Genomic DNA, 12,959 nt, shown 5'->3' with positions numbered 1-12,959 from the left:
TTATGCCTCCTCAAGAATTCCTTGATTAATGAAATAATACAGAGAAGAAAGCGGTATTTTATGTAGGACACATTGCCCTATTTTTATGGGAATAACCAGTGTAATATTGTCCCGGCGGCGCTTTTTATCAAGGAGGGCTGCCAGTGCCAGCTGCTCAGCGGTAAAAGGGGACGAAAACGGCAGGTTATTTGCTAACAACGCTGCTTTAATCGGTTCAGAACAGTCTTGGGCTGAAAGTCCCAAGTGCCAAGCTGCTTTACTAATGATCACCATGCCCATTGCAACAGCATGGCCATGGGTGATTCGATAGCCGCTGCAATGCTCAATAGCGTGACCGATGGTGTGTCCGAAATTAAGCAATTGGCGATCACCATTATCAAATTCATCCCTCATTACCAAATCACGCTTAATCTTTACACATTGTTCAATAATGTTTACCAGGTCAAGCTGTGCCTGGCCCTGGGCCAGTTTGTCAAACAGCTTAGGAGCCGCTAAAACGCCGTATTTGATAGCCTCGGCTGTGCCGTCGGCAAAAACTTTTTCCGGTAAAGTGGCAAAACTGTCAGGGTCGCAAAGCACCAGGCTGGGTTGATAAAATGTACCGGCAAGATTTTTCCCTAAAGCCAGGTCGATGGCTGTTTTACCCCCAACCGATGAGTCAATGGCTGCCAAATAGGTGGTAGGAATTTGCATAAACCGTATGCCGCGCAAATAAACAGAAGCGGCAAAGCCGGCTATATCTCCGGTCACCCCACCTCCCAAAGCCACCACAAGGTCTGATTTAGTCAATTGTTTTTGGACAAAAAATTCAAGAATTTGACCGAAGACGGTAAGGTTTTTGGAACCTTCTCCATGAGTAAAGACAAATTTACAAACAGAAAAGCCGTTTTCTTGTAAAGATTTACAGACCACATCTGCGTAAAGTGAATCTACAAGATTATCGGTGACAATTGCAGCAGTGCAAGCGGAGATTCTTTTGGCTGTCTCCTGACCTGCCTTAGCCAAAATTCCCTGTTCAATGATGATTTCATAGCTCTTAGATGCGTTAACGGTAACTAGCTTCATAGAAAATCCCCGTTTCTTCAATTTACCCTGGACTCCTTGCTTATTTTTCCAGCGGTGCTTCGGTGTTAGTTTGCTCCCAACATCGTTATTTGAAACGACATGGGCCCAATTAGATCAAGACCGGCCATAACGGTTTATTGCTTAAATCCCCTCATCAACTGTAAAACATTGTGTGCATCACCGGCCAAATGATCGAAGGCCTCAGGGGTTAGGGATTGTGGTCCATCACAAAGAGCTTGACTCGGATCGTTATGAACCTCAATTATTAATCCATCTGCTCCGGCGGCGATGGCAGCCATTGAAAGAGGTCTGACCAGACTGGAGATCCCTGCGGCATGACTTGGATCAACAATGACAGGTAAATGTGTCTTATTGTGCAGTATAGGAATCGCTGATATATCAAGGGTATTTCTAGTTGCTGTTTCAAAGGTGCGAATACCTCTTTCACATAAAATAACATTTTCATTGCCGCCCGCCATAATGTACTCCACACTCATCAGCAGCTCTTCCAAGGTATTGGCTAAACCCCGCTTAAGTAAGATTGGCTTTTTGATCATGCCAAGCTCCTTCAGCAGTTCGAAATTTTGCATGTTTCTGGCACCGACCTGAATCACATCTACCTCCTCAAATAGCGGTAAGTGTGAGATGTTCATAAGTTCTGACACAATGGGCAGACCCGTTAGTCTTTTTGCTTCAAGCAAGAGTTCAATTCCCTCGGCCTGCATTCCTTGGAAAGAGTATGGTGAGGTACGGGGCTTAAATGCACCGCCGCGCAGCATGGTTGCTCCGGCCGCTTTAACGCTTTGGGCAATTGAACAAATTTGTTCACGGGATTCAACAGAGCAGGGGCCGGCAATGATTTGAAAGTTACCTCCTCCTAGTTTAATGCCATTTATATCAATGACTGTGTCATCGGTGTGAAACTTGCGGTTTGCTTTTTTATAGGGTTCTTGAATTCGCTGAACATTTTGCACGATGTCCAGCGAATTGATCAGATCAATATCAACAACACTGGTATCACCAATCAGACCGATGACGGTCTGGTGCTGGCCAACGATAAAATGTGTACGGATAGCCAAGCCTTCCAGCCAAGTAGTAAGAAGTTCAACTTTTTTTGGATCTGGATTATTTCCCTTAAGTGTTACAATCATTTTTTAACCTCCTGTTTTTAAAATAAAAAAACTCCCCATCCCGACAAAGGGACGGAGAGTTATATCCGCGTTACCACCCAAATTGGCTAACAAAGCCCACCTCAATTAGGTACGGGAAAAACAGGTTGCCGGTAAAATAAAAAAGACCTCCTATCCTCAAGGGACGGAGAATCATTATCCGCGGTACCATCCTAATTGCGTTGGCCACTTTTACCGGTACGGGACTGTTCATCCGATACCTCTTCCTTGATAACGGCGGAAAACCCGTCTGTCCCTACTGAAAATTCAGAACAGCAACTCCGGAGGGAACTTCAATCAACCATGCCATAAAGAAGCTTCCAGTCTCGACTTCTTCTCCCTGTAAGGTTGGAATTGATCTACTTTTCTCCATCATCGTTTTTGAATTATTCTGTTGAAATTGATATTAACATAATGGGCCGGCACCCGTCAATCTTTATTATCTTGATATATTGACATTAGGCATGAAAAGTATTATTATAAATCAGTAATTTAGTAAAACACTAATTAACTAGTTTAGTAAAATGAAAATGGAGGGAAAAAATGAAAATACCAACGAATCTAAAACATAAACCCGTCATCGTATCTGACAATTATGAAAACGTTGATGGCAGATATGCCTATAACACCGATGCCAAGGGACTTTCCCTAGGGTTAGCCCAGTGGAATGACCGCGGCAAGGTTGATATTTCTGCTAAGGTATGGCGGCATACCGGAGGAAAATGGTCCAGACAATCGGAGGAATTACCTTTGCACCGGGTCCTTGATCTGGCAATTCTGGTTTGTAGGGCAAAGCTTCATTTCCGTGAATCCTACCGCTATGAAAAATTATATGATTCTGAAAAACCCGTCATCGATAGAGTCGGTTTACAGGGGGATGCCATGACCGTGGCAGTTTGTACCGACAATGAAAAAATTGATGAAGATATTAAATTATTTAGCCAGGCTCTCAGTGATGATGACGAGCTTATCGGTGAGCGTTTAAAAACACTATCTAGAATATTAAAAGAAATGGGATATTAGAAAGCAAGGTGTAATTGAATGGACAGAAAAAAGGAATTGAAAGAACAATATCGGCAAATGAAACCACCCATGGGGATTATCATTATTCGTTGTCATGCCAATAATAAATGTTATCTTGAGGCAACGCCAAATTTAAAAGGCAAAATAAACAGTACCACCTTTCAATTAAAAAATGGTTCCCACCGCAACCGGGAATTACAAAGGGCCTGGCAGGATCTGGGCGAAGGGGCCTTTACCCTTGAGGTACTGGAAAACCTTGAATATGACAAGGATGAAACGAAAACCGATTACACAGAGGAATTAGCTTTACTGAAAATGATTTGGGAAGATAAATTGACCCAAGCAGGTATGGCGTTTTATAAAAAATAAGTTTATTTAATAAAGGGAGTTATTTTACAACAATGGATAAATCGCCAGCAATCATTGAGAAACCGCCGGAAACAGACGGGGAAGCAGCCCTTTCCCACCACAAACAAAATTTTGGCGGTCAACCGGTATGGCACTCAATGCTTATTTTTCTCGTACCACTAATCCTTAGTAATATATTACAATCGGTGGGCCAACTGGCTGGCAGCATTGTTGTCGGCAGGTGGCTTGGGGTTAACGCTTTGGCCGCTATTTCAGCCTTCTTTCCGCTCTTCTTTTTGTTAATGTCTTTTGTCATTGGTATTGGGGCGGGCAGCTCAATTTTAATTGGTCAGGCCTATGGTGCACGGAATGAGGAAAAGATGAAGGTAATCGTCGGGACGACACTTTCCTTCACTTTTCTTTTGGGCCTCGTCCTTTCTTTATGCACCGGCATATTCACCAGGGATATCCTGAGTTTGCTGGGAACTCCGTCCAATATCATTGACAGCAGTGTCCATTATGCCCGGATCTTGTTTTGGTCTATGCCAGTCATGTTTTTATATTTTGCTTACACTACCTTTTTGCGCGGTACAGGAGATTCTAAAACGCCCTTCTATACCCTGGTAGTTAGCACGGTACTAAACCTGATCTTGTTGCCGATTTTGGTTTTTGGCTGGTTAGGTGTGCCCAAGTTTGGCCTCTATGGGGCAGCCTACGCATCCGTGATATCGACGGTTGTTACCTTTATTTTGATGGTCATATACCTTGGTAAAGTCAACCACCCATTGCAATTTGATGCCTCCGTAAGGCAGCACCTGCGGATTGACTTTAGTATATTAAAATTGTTGTTGCGCCTGGGCATTCCATCTAGTATCAACATGATCTTGGTATCACTTGCTGAAATTGCTGTTATTACATTTGTCAACCGATTTGGTTCGGATGCCACAGCAGCCTATGGTGCTGTAAACCAGGTTGTCAGTTATGTACAGATGCCAGCGGTCAGTCTGGGTATAGCCGTCTCCATATTCGCCTCGCAATCCATCGGGGCCAATCAGCTTAATCGCCTCAAAGACGTGATTCGCGCAGGGATTTTGCTCAATTATGTTATCGGTGGCGTTATTATTGTATTGATTTATCTATTTTCCCAAAATATTTTATCCTGGTTCCTAACCGATGAGAACACTCTGCAGATTGCCCATAGTCTCCTCATGATCACCCTGTGGAGCTACTTGATTTTTGGCCACGCTCAGATTATTACCGCCACCATGCGGGCCAGTGGGACGGTCCTGTGGCCCACACTGTTTAGTATTGCTTCAATCTGGTGTGTCGAAGTTCCAGTTGCCTATTATTTGTCCACCTTTACGACCCTTGGCATCCAAGGCATTTGGGTCGGTTATCCCGCAGCATTCCTGGTTAGTTTAGTTTTGCAATATGCCTATTACCACTGGTCCTGGAAGAAGAAGAGCATCACGCGACTGATCAATTAACCTCTCTAATCCTATAAAAATAGCTAAGTTAACGGGCGTGTTGTTATTGCAACACTCCCGTTGACTTAGGAAACGGTTTGCGGGGCAAAGCTTCATTTCCGTGAGTCCTACCGCTATGAAAAATTATATGATCCTGAAAAACCCGTCATCGATAGAGTCGGTTTACAGGGGGATGCCATGACCGTAGCAGTTTGTACCGACAATGAAAAAATTGATCAAGATATTAAATTATTTAGCCAGGCTCTCAGTGATGATGACGAGCTTATCGGTGAGCGTTTAAAAACACTGTCTAGAATATTAAAAGAAATGGGATATTGGAAAATAAAATACAAGGTGATAGTTGATGGAAAGAAAAAAGGAATTAAAGGAACAATACAAGCAAATGAAACCCCCGATGGGTGTGGTCATTATTCGATTAAAGGATGGTAAGCAATGTCTTATTGAAGAAACGCCAAATTTGAAGGGCAAGATTAACAGTGCCGGATTTCAATTAAGGAATGGTTCTCACCGTAACCGAGAATTACAAAGGGCCTGGCAGGATCTTGGTGAAGATGCCTTTACCATCGAGGTTCTGGAAAACCTTGAATATGATAAAGATGAAACAAAAACAGATTATAAAGATGATTTGACTCTGCTAAAAATGATCTGGGAAGAAAAATTGGCCAAGGAAGGCATGGCCTTTTTTAGGGGATGAAAAGATGAAAATTGTTGTCATAAATGGAAGTCCGAAGGGTAGAAAAGGCAATACAAATGTGATTGTAAGTTCACTATTAAAGGGTGCGGAGGAAGCAGGAGCGCAAACTACAAATGTTTTCTTAACAGAAAAAAGCATTCATCCCTGTACGGGTTGCACGACCTGTTGGTTTGCAGAAAAGCCAGGACAATGTGTTATTAAAGACGATATGTTTGAGATTATTGCACAATTGGGAGATGCAAATGTTATTATACTGGCTACCCCTGTGTATTGCGAAAATATGACCAGCCTGTTAAAAATGTTTATCGATAGATTGACGATGGTAGCTAACCCATATTCATACAGTAAGGCAACACCAAAGGACGTGTCTACCCAACAGCAGCAAATGCCTCCATCACCAAAGCTGATGATGATCTCCACCTGTGGTTTTCCGAACAAGGAAACCTTTGAGGTTCTAGCACATTGGTATCAAAGATTTTCACATAATATGGGAATGGAATCACTGGGGGAGATTTATGTAACCCGTGGTAAGTATTTAATGGATCCCCCCCAAGAAATAAGTGCAGCGGTAGCTGAATACTTGCTTGTTGTAGAAAATGCAGGCAGAGAAATTGCAGCAAAAGGTCAGATTACGGAAAAAACTAAAAAACTGCTGGATACTCCTTTTGCCACAGCATAGATTCTTATTAGCGAAGAACCCAGCCCATCCGGGAGGGTTCTTCGGGATATAGAATGACAGTACAAGGATAAAAGGGATAGGATAAATGCCCAAGGCTTGATTCATAAAGCAACTCCCTAGGGTTCATGGCCTACACCCGGGGAGTTGCTTAGGACGAACTTATTATTTTACTTTCGGTAATTGTTTGGCAAAATTCATAAAATCCTCAAGTCGACCCTCGAAATCAGCCTCGTAGTCTTTTTGACCGTGGTCAATTAGGTTATCTTTAACTAAATAAGTATCAATGCCTAATTTTCCCGCCACCAAATCCTCTTTTACATCGTTTCCCACCATCAGAGTTTCTTCCGCTTTGGCACCGACCCGCTGCAAAATTTCCTTATAGTAATTGGGGTTGGGTTTGCAAAAATGGCAATGTTCATAGGTGGTTACCAGGGCCCAGGAAATGTCGTCGATACCAGCCCAGCGCATCCGATGGGCGGTGGCCGCATCGGGGAAGATCGGATTGGTAGCTAGTACCAACTGATAGCCTTTGGCCACAAGTTCCTGGCAAATCTGTCTGGCAAGAGGAGTGGGGCTGGTACACTGGATCAGTTCCGTAAACTCACTGGCGTAAAATTGGTCAAACAAAGGCATAATTGCTTCCTCTGGCAGATTAAACCGGGGCATAAAATCTTCCATAAAAACCTTCTGATTTGTTTTATCGGCACGGTTGTCACGGATCATTGCCTCGGTTGCTGCCCAGATATTTTGATGCAACTGCTGGGGATCGAGTAAATGGGAGCAGGCTTTCATCAACCGTCCAAAATAATTAGTTAAAAAAGAATCTAAATCCATTGGCAGTAAGGTGCCATCCAAATCAAAGAGTATTGTTTTATACATTTTTCCTCCGCCCTTGGTTTTCTTCTAGTGTAAGTGATCTTTGTCATCGTGATGGTTGCCACAACCGCAGCCACCCTTTTTATGATTATCTTTGTGGTGGTGTCCGCCACAGCCACAGCTGCTGTTCGGGTTGTTTTCATCCTCGACATATTTAATTCTTGAGAGTTGGTCTATGACTTGTCCACGGATTCCAGCCAGGTACTGTTGGCGTAGCTGATGCTGTTCCTCTTTTTCTGCTGGGGTTAGACCTTCGGCCTTTTGTTTACGGGCCAATACGTTGATTCGATCGACTAATTCTTTCGTAATAATGGAAATCACCTCAAATTTAGTATATCATGTCCGAGTGAGCAGGAACAAGTTGGCAACGATTTGTCCTCAACTAATAATATTATGACACATCTCGCCATCTTTCAACCCGGTAACATTGACAAAGTTTCTTCAATTGAATAAAATAATTCTCAGGTTTATAAGTGTAGAAATCGATGATCGGGAGAGTAGGCATTGAGATAGCTTACACAGGGAGGAAGGGCCCTAGACTGAAAGCTCTTCTATAAGGACTCATTGCTGAAGAACACCCGGGAGTGACCACCGAAAGGGTAATATCCGATTAGGCTGGTACGGAGCGACACCGTTAACAGTCGACTTGAGAGGAACATTTTTTTGTTCAATCAGGGTGGCACCACGGGAATAAACCCGTCCCTGGCCATGCGTCGGCATGCCAAGGACGGGTTTTTGTTTTTTTCGAATACGATCAGGCTTTTCTAACTTGTTACAAGGAGGTTTTACATCAGTGCTAATAACAAGGCCCAGAGGAACCAATGACATTTTACCAGGGGAAGTGGAAAAATGGCAGTTCCTTGAACAACTAACAGGGCAGGTTTGCAGGGAATACGGCTATGGAGAAATTCGCACGCCGATATTTGAGCATACAGAGCTATTTTCCCGAGGGGTTGGCGAAACCACCGACATAGTGGAAAAGGAAATGTATACTTTTACCGATCGAGGGGACCGCAGCATTACCTTGAGGCCCGAAGGTACTGCCTCCACTGTAAGGGCCTATGTGGAGAACAAGCTTTATGCCTTGCCACAACCAGTGAAAGTATATTATACCGGTCCCATGTTTCGTTATGACCGGCCCCAGGCAGGGAGGTATCGCCAGTTTCACCAATTCGGCGTAGAGGTCTTTGGCTCCAACGATCCTGCCATCGATGCAGAGGTAATTGCCATGGCGATGGATATTTATCAACGCATCGGATTAAAAAATTTGGAACTGCATCTTAACAGTGTTGGTTGTCCGGCATGTCGTCCCGTTTTAAGACAAAGACTACAGGAATATTTTAAACCCCATTTAGAAAATCTTTGCCTCAATTGTCAGGGGCGTTATGAAAGAAACCCCCTGCGCATTTTGGACTGTAAAAGTGAAAAATGTCAAGAATTTGGCCAAGATGCCCCCACAACACTGGATGTACTATGTCCTGACTGTGCAGATCATTTTGCTGCTGTGAAGGGATACTTAGATGAAGTGGGAGTTTCCTATACCGTCAATAATCGTTTGGTCCGGGGGTTGGATTATTACACCCGCACGGCCTTTGAAATTATGACCCGGGATATTGGTGCCCAGAGCTCCATCGGAGGTGGTGGCCGCTACAATGGCTTAATTGAGGAATGCGGCGGCCCGGCAACTCCCGGTATTGGTTTTGCCCTAGGTTTGGAGCGTATTCTGCTGACAGCGGAGCGTCAGGGTATTGTCTTCCCTATCGCTCGGGGGCCGCAGGTGTTTATAGCAATTGCCGGCGGTGGAGTAGCCAAAAAAGCCTTTGGCTTATTACAGAGTCTCAGACAACAGGGTATTGCAGCCGAGCAGGATTTTCTAGGCCGCAGTTTGAAGGCCCAGATGAAATATGCCGGCAAACTGGCTGCCCGCCTGGTAATCATCCTGGGCGAAGAGGAATACAACCGCGGCGTAGCCGTGGTACGGGATATGCGGGTTGGCGAACAACAGGAAGTAGCCCTGGGGGACTTGGTAGCGTTTATTCAAGAAAGAAGATAGCCATGGGCGATGGGCCTTGGGCCAGCGAATGGCTAAGGCTAGTCAAATAATTCATATACCAAAGAAGCATTGGAGGAAATACAGATGTCCGCTGAAACGATGAATGGTCTTAAGCGCACGTTATATTGCGGTGAGTTACAAAGGCAGCATGAAGGTCAAGAAGTTGTATTAATGGGTTGGGTACAGAGACGCCGGGATCACGGTGGTTTAATCTTTGTTGATTTAAGGGACCGTTCTGGTATTGTGCAAGTGGTTTTTAGTCCGGATGTTAACCAGGAAGCCTTTGAAAAGGCCGAGGCGGTCAGAAATGAATATGTCCTGGCGGTGGTTGGCAAGGTAAACAGCCGCCCCGAGGGAACAGTTAACCCGAATATGTCCACCGGGGAAGTGGAGGTATATGCTCATACCTTACGTTTGCTAAACCGGGCCAAAACACCACCCTTTTATATCGAAGATAATATTGATGTGGATGAGAACCTGCGTTTGCGCTATCGCTACCTTGATTTGCGCCGTCCAGATATGCAAAGATCGATGATCCTGCGGCACAGGGCCGCCAAGAGTATTCGGGATTTCCTTGACCAAAACGGCTTTTTAGAAATTGAAACTCCCATGTTGACCAAAAGTACACCCGAGGGTGCCAGGGACTACTTAGTTCCCAGCCGGGTTAACCCCGGTAAATTTTATGCTTTGCCCCAATCACCCCAGCTATTTAAGCAGATTTTAATGTTAGCTGGTATGGAACGTTATTTCCAGATCGTACGTTGTTTCCGGGATGAAGACCTACGGGCAGATCGCCAGCCGGAATTTACCCAGATCGACCTGGAGATGTCCTTTGTGGAAGCGGAAGATGTGATGGGCCTAATGGAGAAAATGATTGCCCAGGTATGCAAAGACACCCTTGACCTGGATGTCCGTGCGGCTTTCCCACGCCTTAGCTATCAGGATGCCATGGATCGTTACGGTTCCGATAAGCCGGACACTCGCTTTGGTCTAGAGCTAAGGGATATCACACCCATTGCTGCCAAATGTGGTTTTAAGGTATTTAACAGCACGGCCGAGGCCGGCGGCCAAGTCAAAGGGATAAATGCCAAGGGCTGTGCTGCCTTCTCACGGAAAGATATTGATGACTTGACTGCCTATGTGGCTGTGTATAAAGCAAAGGGTTTGGCCTACTTTATTATGAATGAGGATGGCTCTGTAAAATCACCCATCACCAAGTTCTTTACGGCAGAAGAGGTAGCTGCTATCAAAGATAAATTGGAAGCAAAACCAGGTGACCTGCTCTTATTTGTAGCGGATAAACCAGCGGTGGTGGCTGCAGCATTAGGAGCACTGCGGGTTCATCTGGCAGAACGTCTCAAGCTAATTCCAGAAGGCATGTGGAATTTCCTTTGGGTAACCGATTTCCCCTTGCTGGAGTATGATGCGGAAGCAGGACGTTTCTTTGCCATGCACCACCCCTTTACCTCACCGGTGGAAGAGGATCTGTCTCTGCTGGAGAGTGATCCCGGCAAGGTACGGGCCCGGGCCTATGATATGGTATTAAATGGTGTTGAGATCGGTGGCGGCAGTATTCGTATCCACCGCAGGGAAGTCCAGGAACTTATGTTTAAAGCCCTGGGACTTAGCCAGGAAGAAGCCAGAGAAAAATTTGGCTTTATGCTGGAGGCCTTTGAATATGGTGCTCCCCCCCATGGTGGCCTTGCCTTTGGCCTGGATCGTCTCGTTATGTTATTGGCAGGAAAAGACAGCATCCGCGATGTCATTGCCTTCCCCAAAACCGCCAGTGCAACCTGTCTAATGACCCAGGCACCAGATGTGGTAGACCCCGCCCAATTGGCAGAGCTTCATATACGCAGCACCGCAACCGTTAAAAAAAGTAATTAGTTCATGCTGCTTATTCACCAATGGTGTCAGGCACCATTGGTGAATATCGGTGGTTTGTAATGTAGGTGATGGCTATTATTTAGCCATGAAGTCTTGCACAGACTTGCGAAACCACCCTTGTTGTGTTAACATAATAAACAAATAAGTTACTCTTTTTACAAGTCCTTTGCCCTGCTTTGTGCGTGGCTTATCTGGGGTTTTGAGCCAACATTTTGAAAAACGGGAGCTCGGTTTCACGCAAGGGAATGTAAACCTTACGTTGTATAAGGAAACAGGAAAATGCGGAAGGGCACCCACCTGTTCGTGAACAGGTTCAAAAAACCTTGGGTACGCATACGGCACGGCGGGGTTTTCATATTTGTTATTAAAACACCTTTTGAAGGTGTTTTTTATTGTTTAGGAAATGATGCTTTTCAAAAACTGTGGATAAATGCAGTATCCTGCTGTTATGTTCTGCCCCGAGATTGAAAATAGCTTTAGTCAACGATTTGTCATATCATTCTGCTGACGGTGATAAAATTTGCGCTTAGTATAGACTACTGTAATTTTTAAAGGCTAAGGGTATGTCCCCCCCCTTTAAAAAAACTATTCTGAAAATTACATTGGTTTTTCTGAATAAATAATGTAAAATAGAAAATAAGAAAGTATTACTTTCTTATTTTCTTACTAATGGAGGGGGATTCATGGAAGGTAAAATGACAGTTAACTCTTTTAGACCGAAAAAAGTACGGGTAAGGGGAAAGGGGCAGTTTACGATTCCTGCTGAATATAGAGATAGAATTGGCATTGAAGAAGATACTGTTTTGGAAGTATACCACTTTGGCAAAGTTATGATAGCAACTCCAGAAAAAAGTGTAGTTAAGGAACTGGCCCAAAGGGTCAATGAAGGGATGGGGGAATATAAGGTAGATATTAATGAGCTACTGGCAGACTTGCGAGAGGGAAAACATGCGTACATTAAAGAGGAGTAAAGTTTTTTTTGATAGTAGCGTGTTGATTGCTGGTTTGGCTTCTCCGGAAGGTGCTTCCAACATGCTTCTGTCTCTATGTGAAATGGGTCTGATAATTCCAGTGATTTCAGAAAAAGTAGTAACAGAGGTTGTCAGGAATATTGAAAAGAAACTACCATATTGTTTACCTCATTATCATAGTTTGTTTAAAATCTTACCCTTTGAGTTAGCAGATCCCACAGATGAACTGTTGAAAGAGGCAGAAAGGCTAATCAATAAAAAAGATGCGGATATTCTGGCAGCGGCTATAAATTCCAAAGTAGATTATCTAGTCAGTCTGGATAAACATTTTCTTGAGGCAGATTTTTCATCGTTAAATATAAAAGCATACTCTCCAGGAGAATTGTTAAAGAATATTGACGTTGTAACTTAGCTTTGTATAAGGAAACAGGAAAATGCGGAAGGGCACCCACCTGTTCGAGAACAGGTTCAAAAAACCTTGGGTACGCACACGGCACGGCGGGGTTTTCATATTTGTTATTAAAACACCTTTGAGGGTGTTTTTTTATTTCTCCCGTTTTTAAGGATCCATAGTTTTGCAGTTACCTTTTAATATACAGTGTCCTAAACCCAGTAATCACAGGTGTTTAGGGCTTTTTTATTTTGCAAATTAATGCAAATATATATAGCGCATTGGCGCGTATTGTGGTATAATAGGATATATTGTT

General features: G+C 44.0%; 13 protein-coding genes, 1 other RNA gene, 1 pseudogene and 2 other annotated features. Of the genes and pseudogenes, 11 read left to right on the top strand and 4 right to left on the bottom strand.

Annotated features, from left to right (window positions below):
* Both aroB and aroF read right to left on the bottom strand, forming a co-directional pair.
* Complete coding sequence (gene aroB / locus AC1U9Z_RS08195; RefSeq protein WP_479956878.1) at positions 1 to 1,065, bottom strand: 3-dehydroquinate synthase; 1,065 nt, start codon at positions 1,063 to 1,065, stop codon at positions 1 to 3.
* 134 nt (positions 1,066 to 1,199) lie between these two features.
* Positions 1,200 to 2,216 carry a 3-deoxy-7-phosphoheptulonate synthase gene (gene aroF, locus AC1U9Z_RS08190; RefSeq protein ID WP_479956876.1) on the bottom strand — a complete coding sequence of 339 codons (1,017 nt, stop codon included), beginning with the start codon at positions 2,214 to 2,216 and terminating at the stop codon, positions 1,200 to 1,202.
* 156 nt (positions 2,217 to 2,372) lie between these two features.
* Positions 2,373 to 2,619: a binding site (T-box leader), on the bottom strand.
* Positions 2,620 to 2,777: 158 nt separating this feature from the next.
* Between aroF and AC1U9Z_RS08185 the strand changes: the two genes are divergently transcribed.
* The 6 genes and pseudogenes from AC1U9Z_RS08185 to AC1U9Z_RS08160 all read left to right on the top strand — a co-directional run bounded on the left by AC1U9Z_RS08185 (position 2,778) and on the right by AC1U9Z_RS08160 (position 6,465).
* Positions 2,778 to 3,257 carry a DUF6530 family protein gene (locus tag AC1U9Z_RS08185; RefSeq protein ID WP_479956874.1) on the top strand — a complete coding sequence of 160 codons (480 nt, stop codon included), beginning with the start codon at positions 2,778 to 2,780 and terminating at the stop codon, positions 3,255 to 3,257.
* An 18-nt stretch (positions 3,258 to 3,275) separates the two neighbouring features.
* Positions 3,276 to 3,626 (top strand): GIY-YIG nuclease family protein, encoded by a 351-nt coding sequence (locus tag AC1U9Z_RS08180; RefSeq protein WP_479956872.1) that lies wholly within the window; start codon positions 3,276 to 3,278, stop codon positions 3,624 to 3,626.
* 32 nt (positions 3,627 to 3,658) lie between these two features.
* On the top strand, positions 3,659 to 5,092 hold the full coding sequence (locus AC1U9Z_RS08175; RefSeq protein WP_479956870.1) for an MATE family efflux transporter: 1,434 nt from the start codon (positions 3,659 to 3,661) through the stop codon (positions 5,090 to 5,092).
* Between the two features lie 75 nt (positions 5,093 to 5,167).
* A pseudogene (locus tag AC1U9Z_RS08170) lies at positions 5,168 to 5,407 on the top strand (DUF6530 family protein); the annotation flags it as partial.
* A 28-nt stretch (positions 5,408 to 5,435) separates the two neighbouring features.
* Positions 5,436 to 5,786, top strand: coding sequence for a GIY-YIG nuclease family protein (locus AC1U9Z_RS08165; protein WP_479956868.1), 351 nt, complete (start codon positions 5,436 to 5,438; stop codon positions 5,784 to 5,786).
* Positions 5,787 to 5,790: 4 nt separating this feature from the next.
* Positions 5,791 to 6,465 (top strand): flavodoxin family protein, encoded by a 675-nt coding sequence (locus AC1U9Z_RS08160; protein WP_479956866.1) that lies wholly within the window; start codon positions 5,791 to 5,793, stop codon positions 6,463 to 6,465.
* A 162-nt stretch (positions 6,466 to 6,627) separates the two neighbouring features.
* Here AC1U9Z_RS08160 and AC1U9Z_RS08155 read toward each other — a convergent pair whose 3' ends face one another.
* Both AC1U9Z_RS08155 and AC1U9Z_RS08150 read right to left on the bottom strand, forming a co-directional pair.
* Complete coding sequence (locus AC1U9Z_RS08155; RefSeq protein WP_479956864.1) at positions 6,628 to 7,344, bottom strand: HAD family hydrolase; 717 nt, start codon at positions 7,342 to 7,344, stop codon at positions 6,628 to 6,630.
* A gap of 24 nt (positions 7,345 to 7,368) precedes the next feature.
* On the bottom strand, positions 7,369 to 7,662 hold the full coding sequence (locus AC1U9Z_RS08150) for a DUF896 domain-containing protein (protein WP_333531199.1): 294 nt from the start codon (positions 7,660 to 7,662) through the stop codon (positions 7,369 to 7,371).
* A 155-nt stretch (positions 7,663 to 7,817) separates the two neighbouring features.
* Positions 7,818 to 8,048, top strand: a binding site (T-box leader).
* An 86-nt stretch (positions 8,049 to 8,134) separates the two neighbouring features.
* Between AC1U9Z_RS08150 and hisS the strand changes: the two genes are divergently transcribed.
* The 5 genes from hisS (at position 8,135) to AC1U9Z_RS08125 (ending at position 12,664) form a co-directional block, all read left to right on the top strand.
* Positions 8,135 to 9,394, top strand: a complete 1,260-nt coding sequence (gene hisS / locus AC1U9Z_RS08145; protein ID WP_479956862.1) for a histidine--tRNA ligase — start codon at positions 8,135 to 8,137, stop codon at positions 9,392 to 9,394.
* An 84-nt stretch (positions 9,395 to 9,478) separates the two neighbouring features.
* Positions 9,479 to 11,281, top strand: coding sequence for an aspartate--tRNA ligase (aspS, locus tag AC1U9Z_RS08140; RefSeq protein ID WP_479956860.1), 1,803 nt, complete (start codon positions 9,479 to 9,481; stop codon positions 11,279 to 11,281).
* Between the two features lie 165 nt (positions 11,282 to 11,446).
* Positions 11,447 to 11,635: non-coding RNA, 6S RNA (gene ssrS, locus AC1U9Z_RS08135), on the top strand.
* A 329-nt stretch (positions 11,636 to 11,964) separates the two neighbouring features.
* Positions 11,965 to 12,252: an AbrB/MazE/SpoVT family DNA-binding domain-containing protein gene (locus AC1U9Z_RS08130; protein WP_479956858.1), complete on the top strand. Its 288-nt coding sequence runs from the start codon at positions 11,965 to 11,967 to the stop codon at positions 12,250 to 12,252.
* The gene (locus AC1U9Z_RS08125; RefSeq protein WP_479956856.1) at positions 12,230 to 12,664 is read left to right on the top strand and encodes a putative toxin-antitoxin system toxin component, PIN family; all 435 of its coding nucleotides are present in this window, start codon (positions 12,230 to 12,232) and stop codon (positions 12,662 to 12,664) included. Before AC1U9Z_RS08130 ends, AC1U9Z_RS08125 begins: the two co-directional genes overlap by 23 nt.
* The last annotated feature ends 295 nt before the right edge of the window (positions 12,665 to 12,959 follow it).

The organism is Desulfotomaculum sp. (assembly GCF_982386235.1).
Note: the sequence above shows the minus strand (reverse complement) of the source record. Positions and strands in the feature narration are given on the sequence as shown.

What these genes read in the sequence shown, in the direction of transcription:
- aroB (WP_479956878.1), bottom strand. Translation starts at nt 1,065, where the DNA reads ATGAAGCTAGTTACCGTTAACGCATCTAAGAGCTATGAAATCATCATT.
- aspS (WP_479956860.1), top strand. Translation starts at nt 9,479, where the DNA reads ATGTCCGCTGAAACGATGAATGGTCTTAAGCGCACGTTATATTGCGGT.
- AC1U9Z_RS08180 (WP_479956872.1), top strand. Translation starts at nt 3,276, where the DNA reads ATGGACAGAAAAAAGGAATTGAAAGAACAATATCGGCAAATGAAACCA.
- aroF (WP_479956876.1), bottom strand. Translation starts at nt 2,216, where the DNA reads ATGATTGTAACACTTAAGGGAAATAATCCAGATCCAAAAAAAGTTGAA.
- AC1U9Z_RS08155 (WP_479956864.1), bottom strand. Translation starts at nt 7,344, where the DNA reads ATGTATAAAACAATACTCTTTGATTTGGATGGCACCTTACTGCCAATG.
- AC1U9Z_RS08125 (WP_479956856.1), top strand. Translation starts at nt 12,230, where the DNA reads ATGCGTACATTAAAGAGGAGTAAAGTTTTTTTTGATAGTAGCGTGTTG.
- AC1U9Z_RS08130 (WP_479956858.1), top strand. Translation starts at nt 11,965, where the DNA reads ATGGAAGGTAAAATGACAGTTAACTCTTTTAGACCGAAAAAAGTACGG.
- AC1U9Z_RS08165 (WP_479956868.1), top strand. Translation starts at nt 5,436, where the DNA reads ATGGAAAGAAAAAAGGAATTAAAGGAACAATACAAGCAAATGAAACCC.
- AC1U9Z_RS08185 (WP_479956874.1), top strand. Translation starts at nt 2,778, where the DNA reads ATGAAAATACCAACGAATCTAAAACATAAACCCGTCATCGTATCTGAC.
- AC1U9Z_RS08175 (WP_479956870.1), top strand. Translation starts at nt 3,659, where the DNA reads ATGGATAAATCGCCAGCAATCATTGAGAAACCGCCGGAAACAGACGGG.
- AC1U9Z_RS08160 (WP_479956866.1), top strand. Translation starts at nt 5,791, where the DNA reads ATGAAAATTGTTGTCATAAATGGAAGTCCGAAGGGTAGAAAAGGCAAT.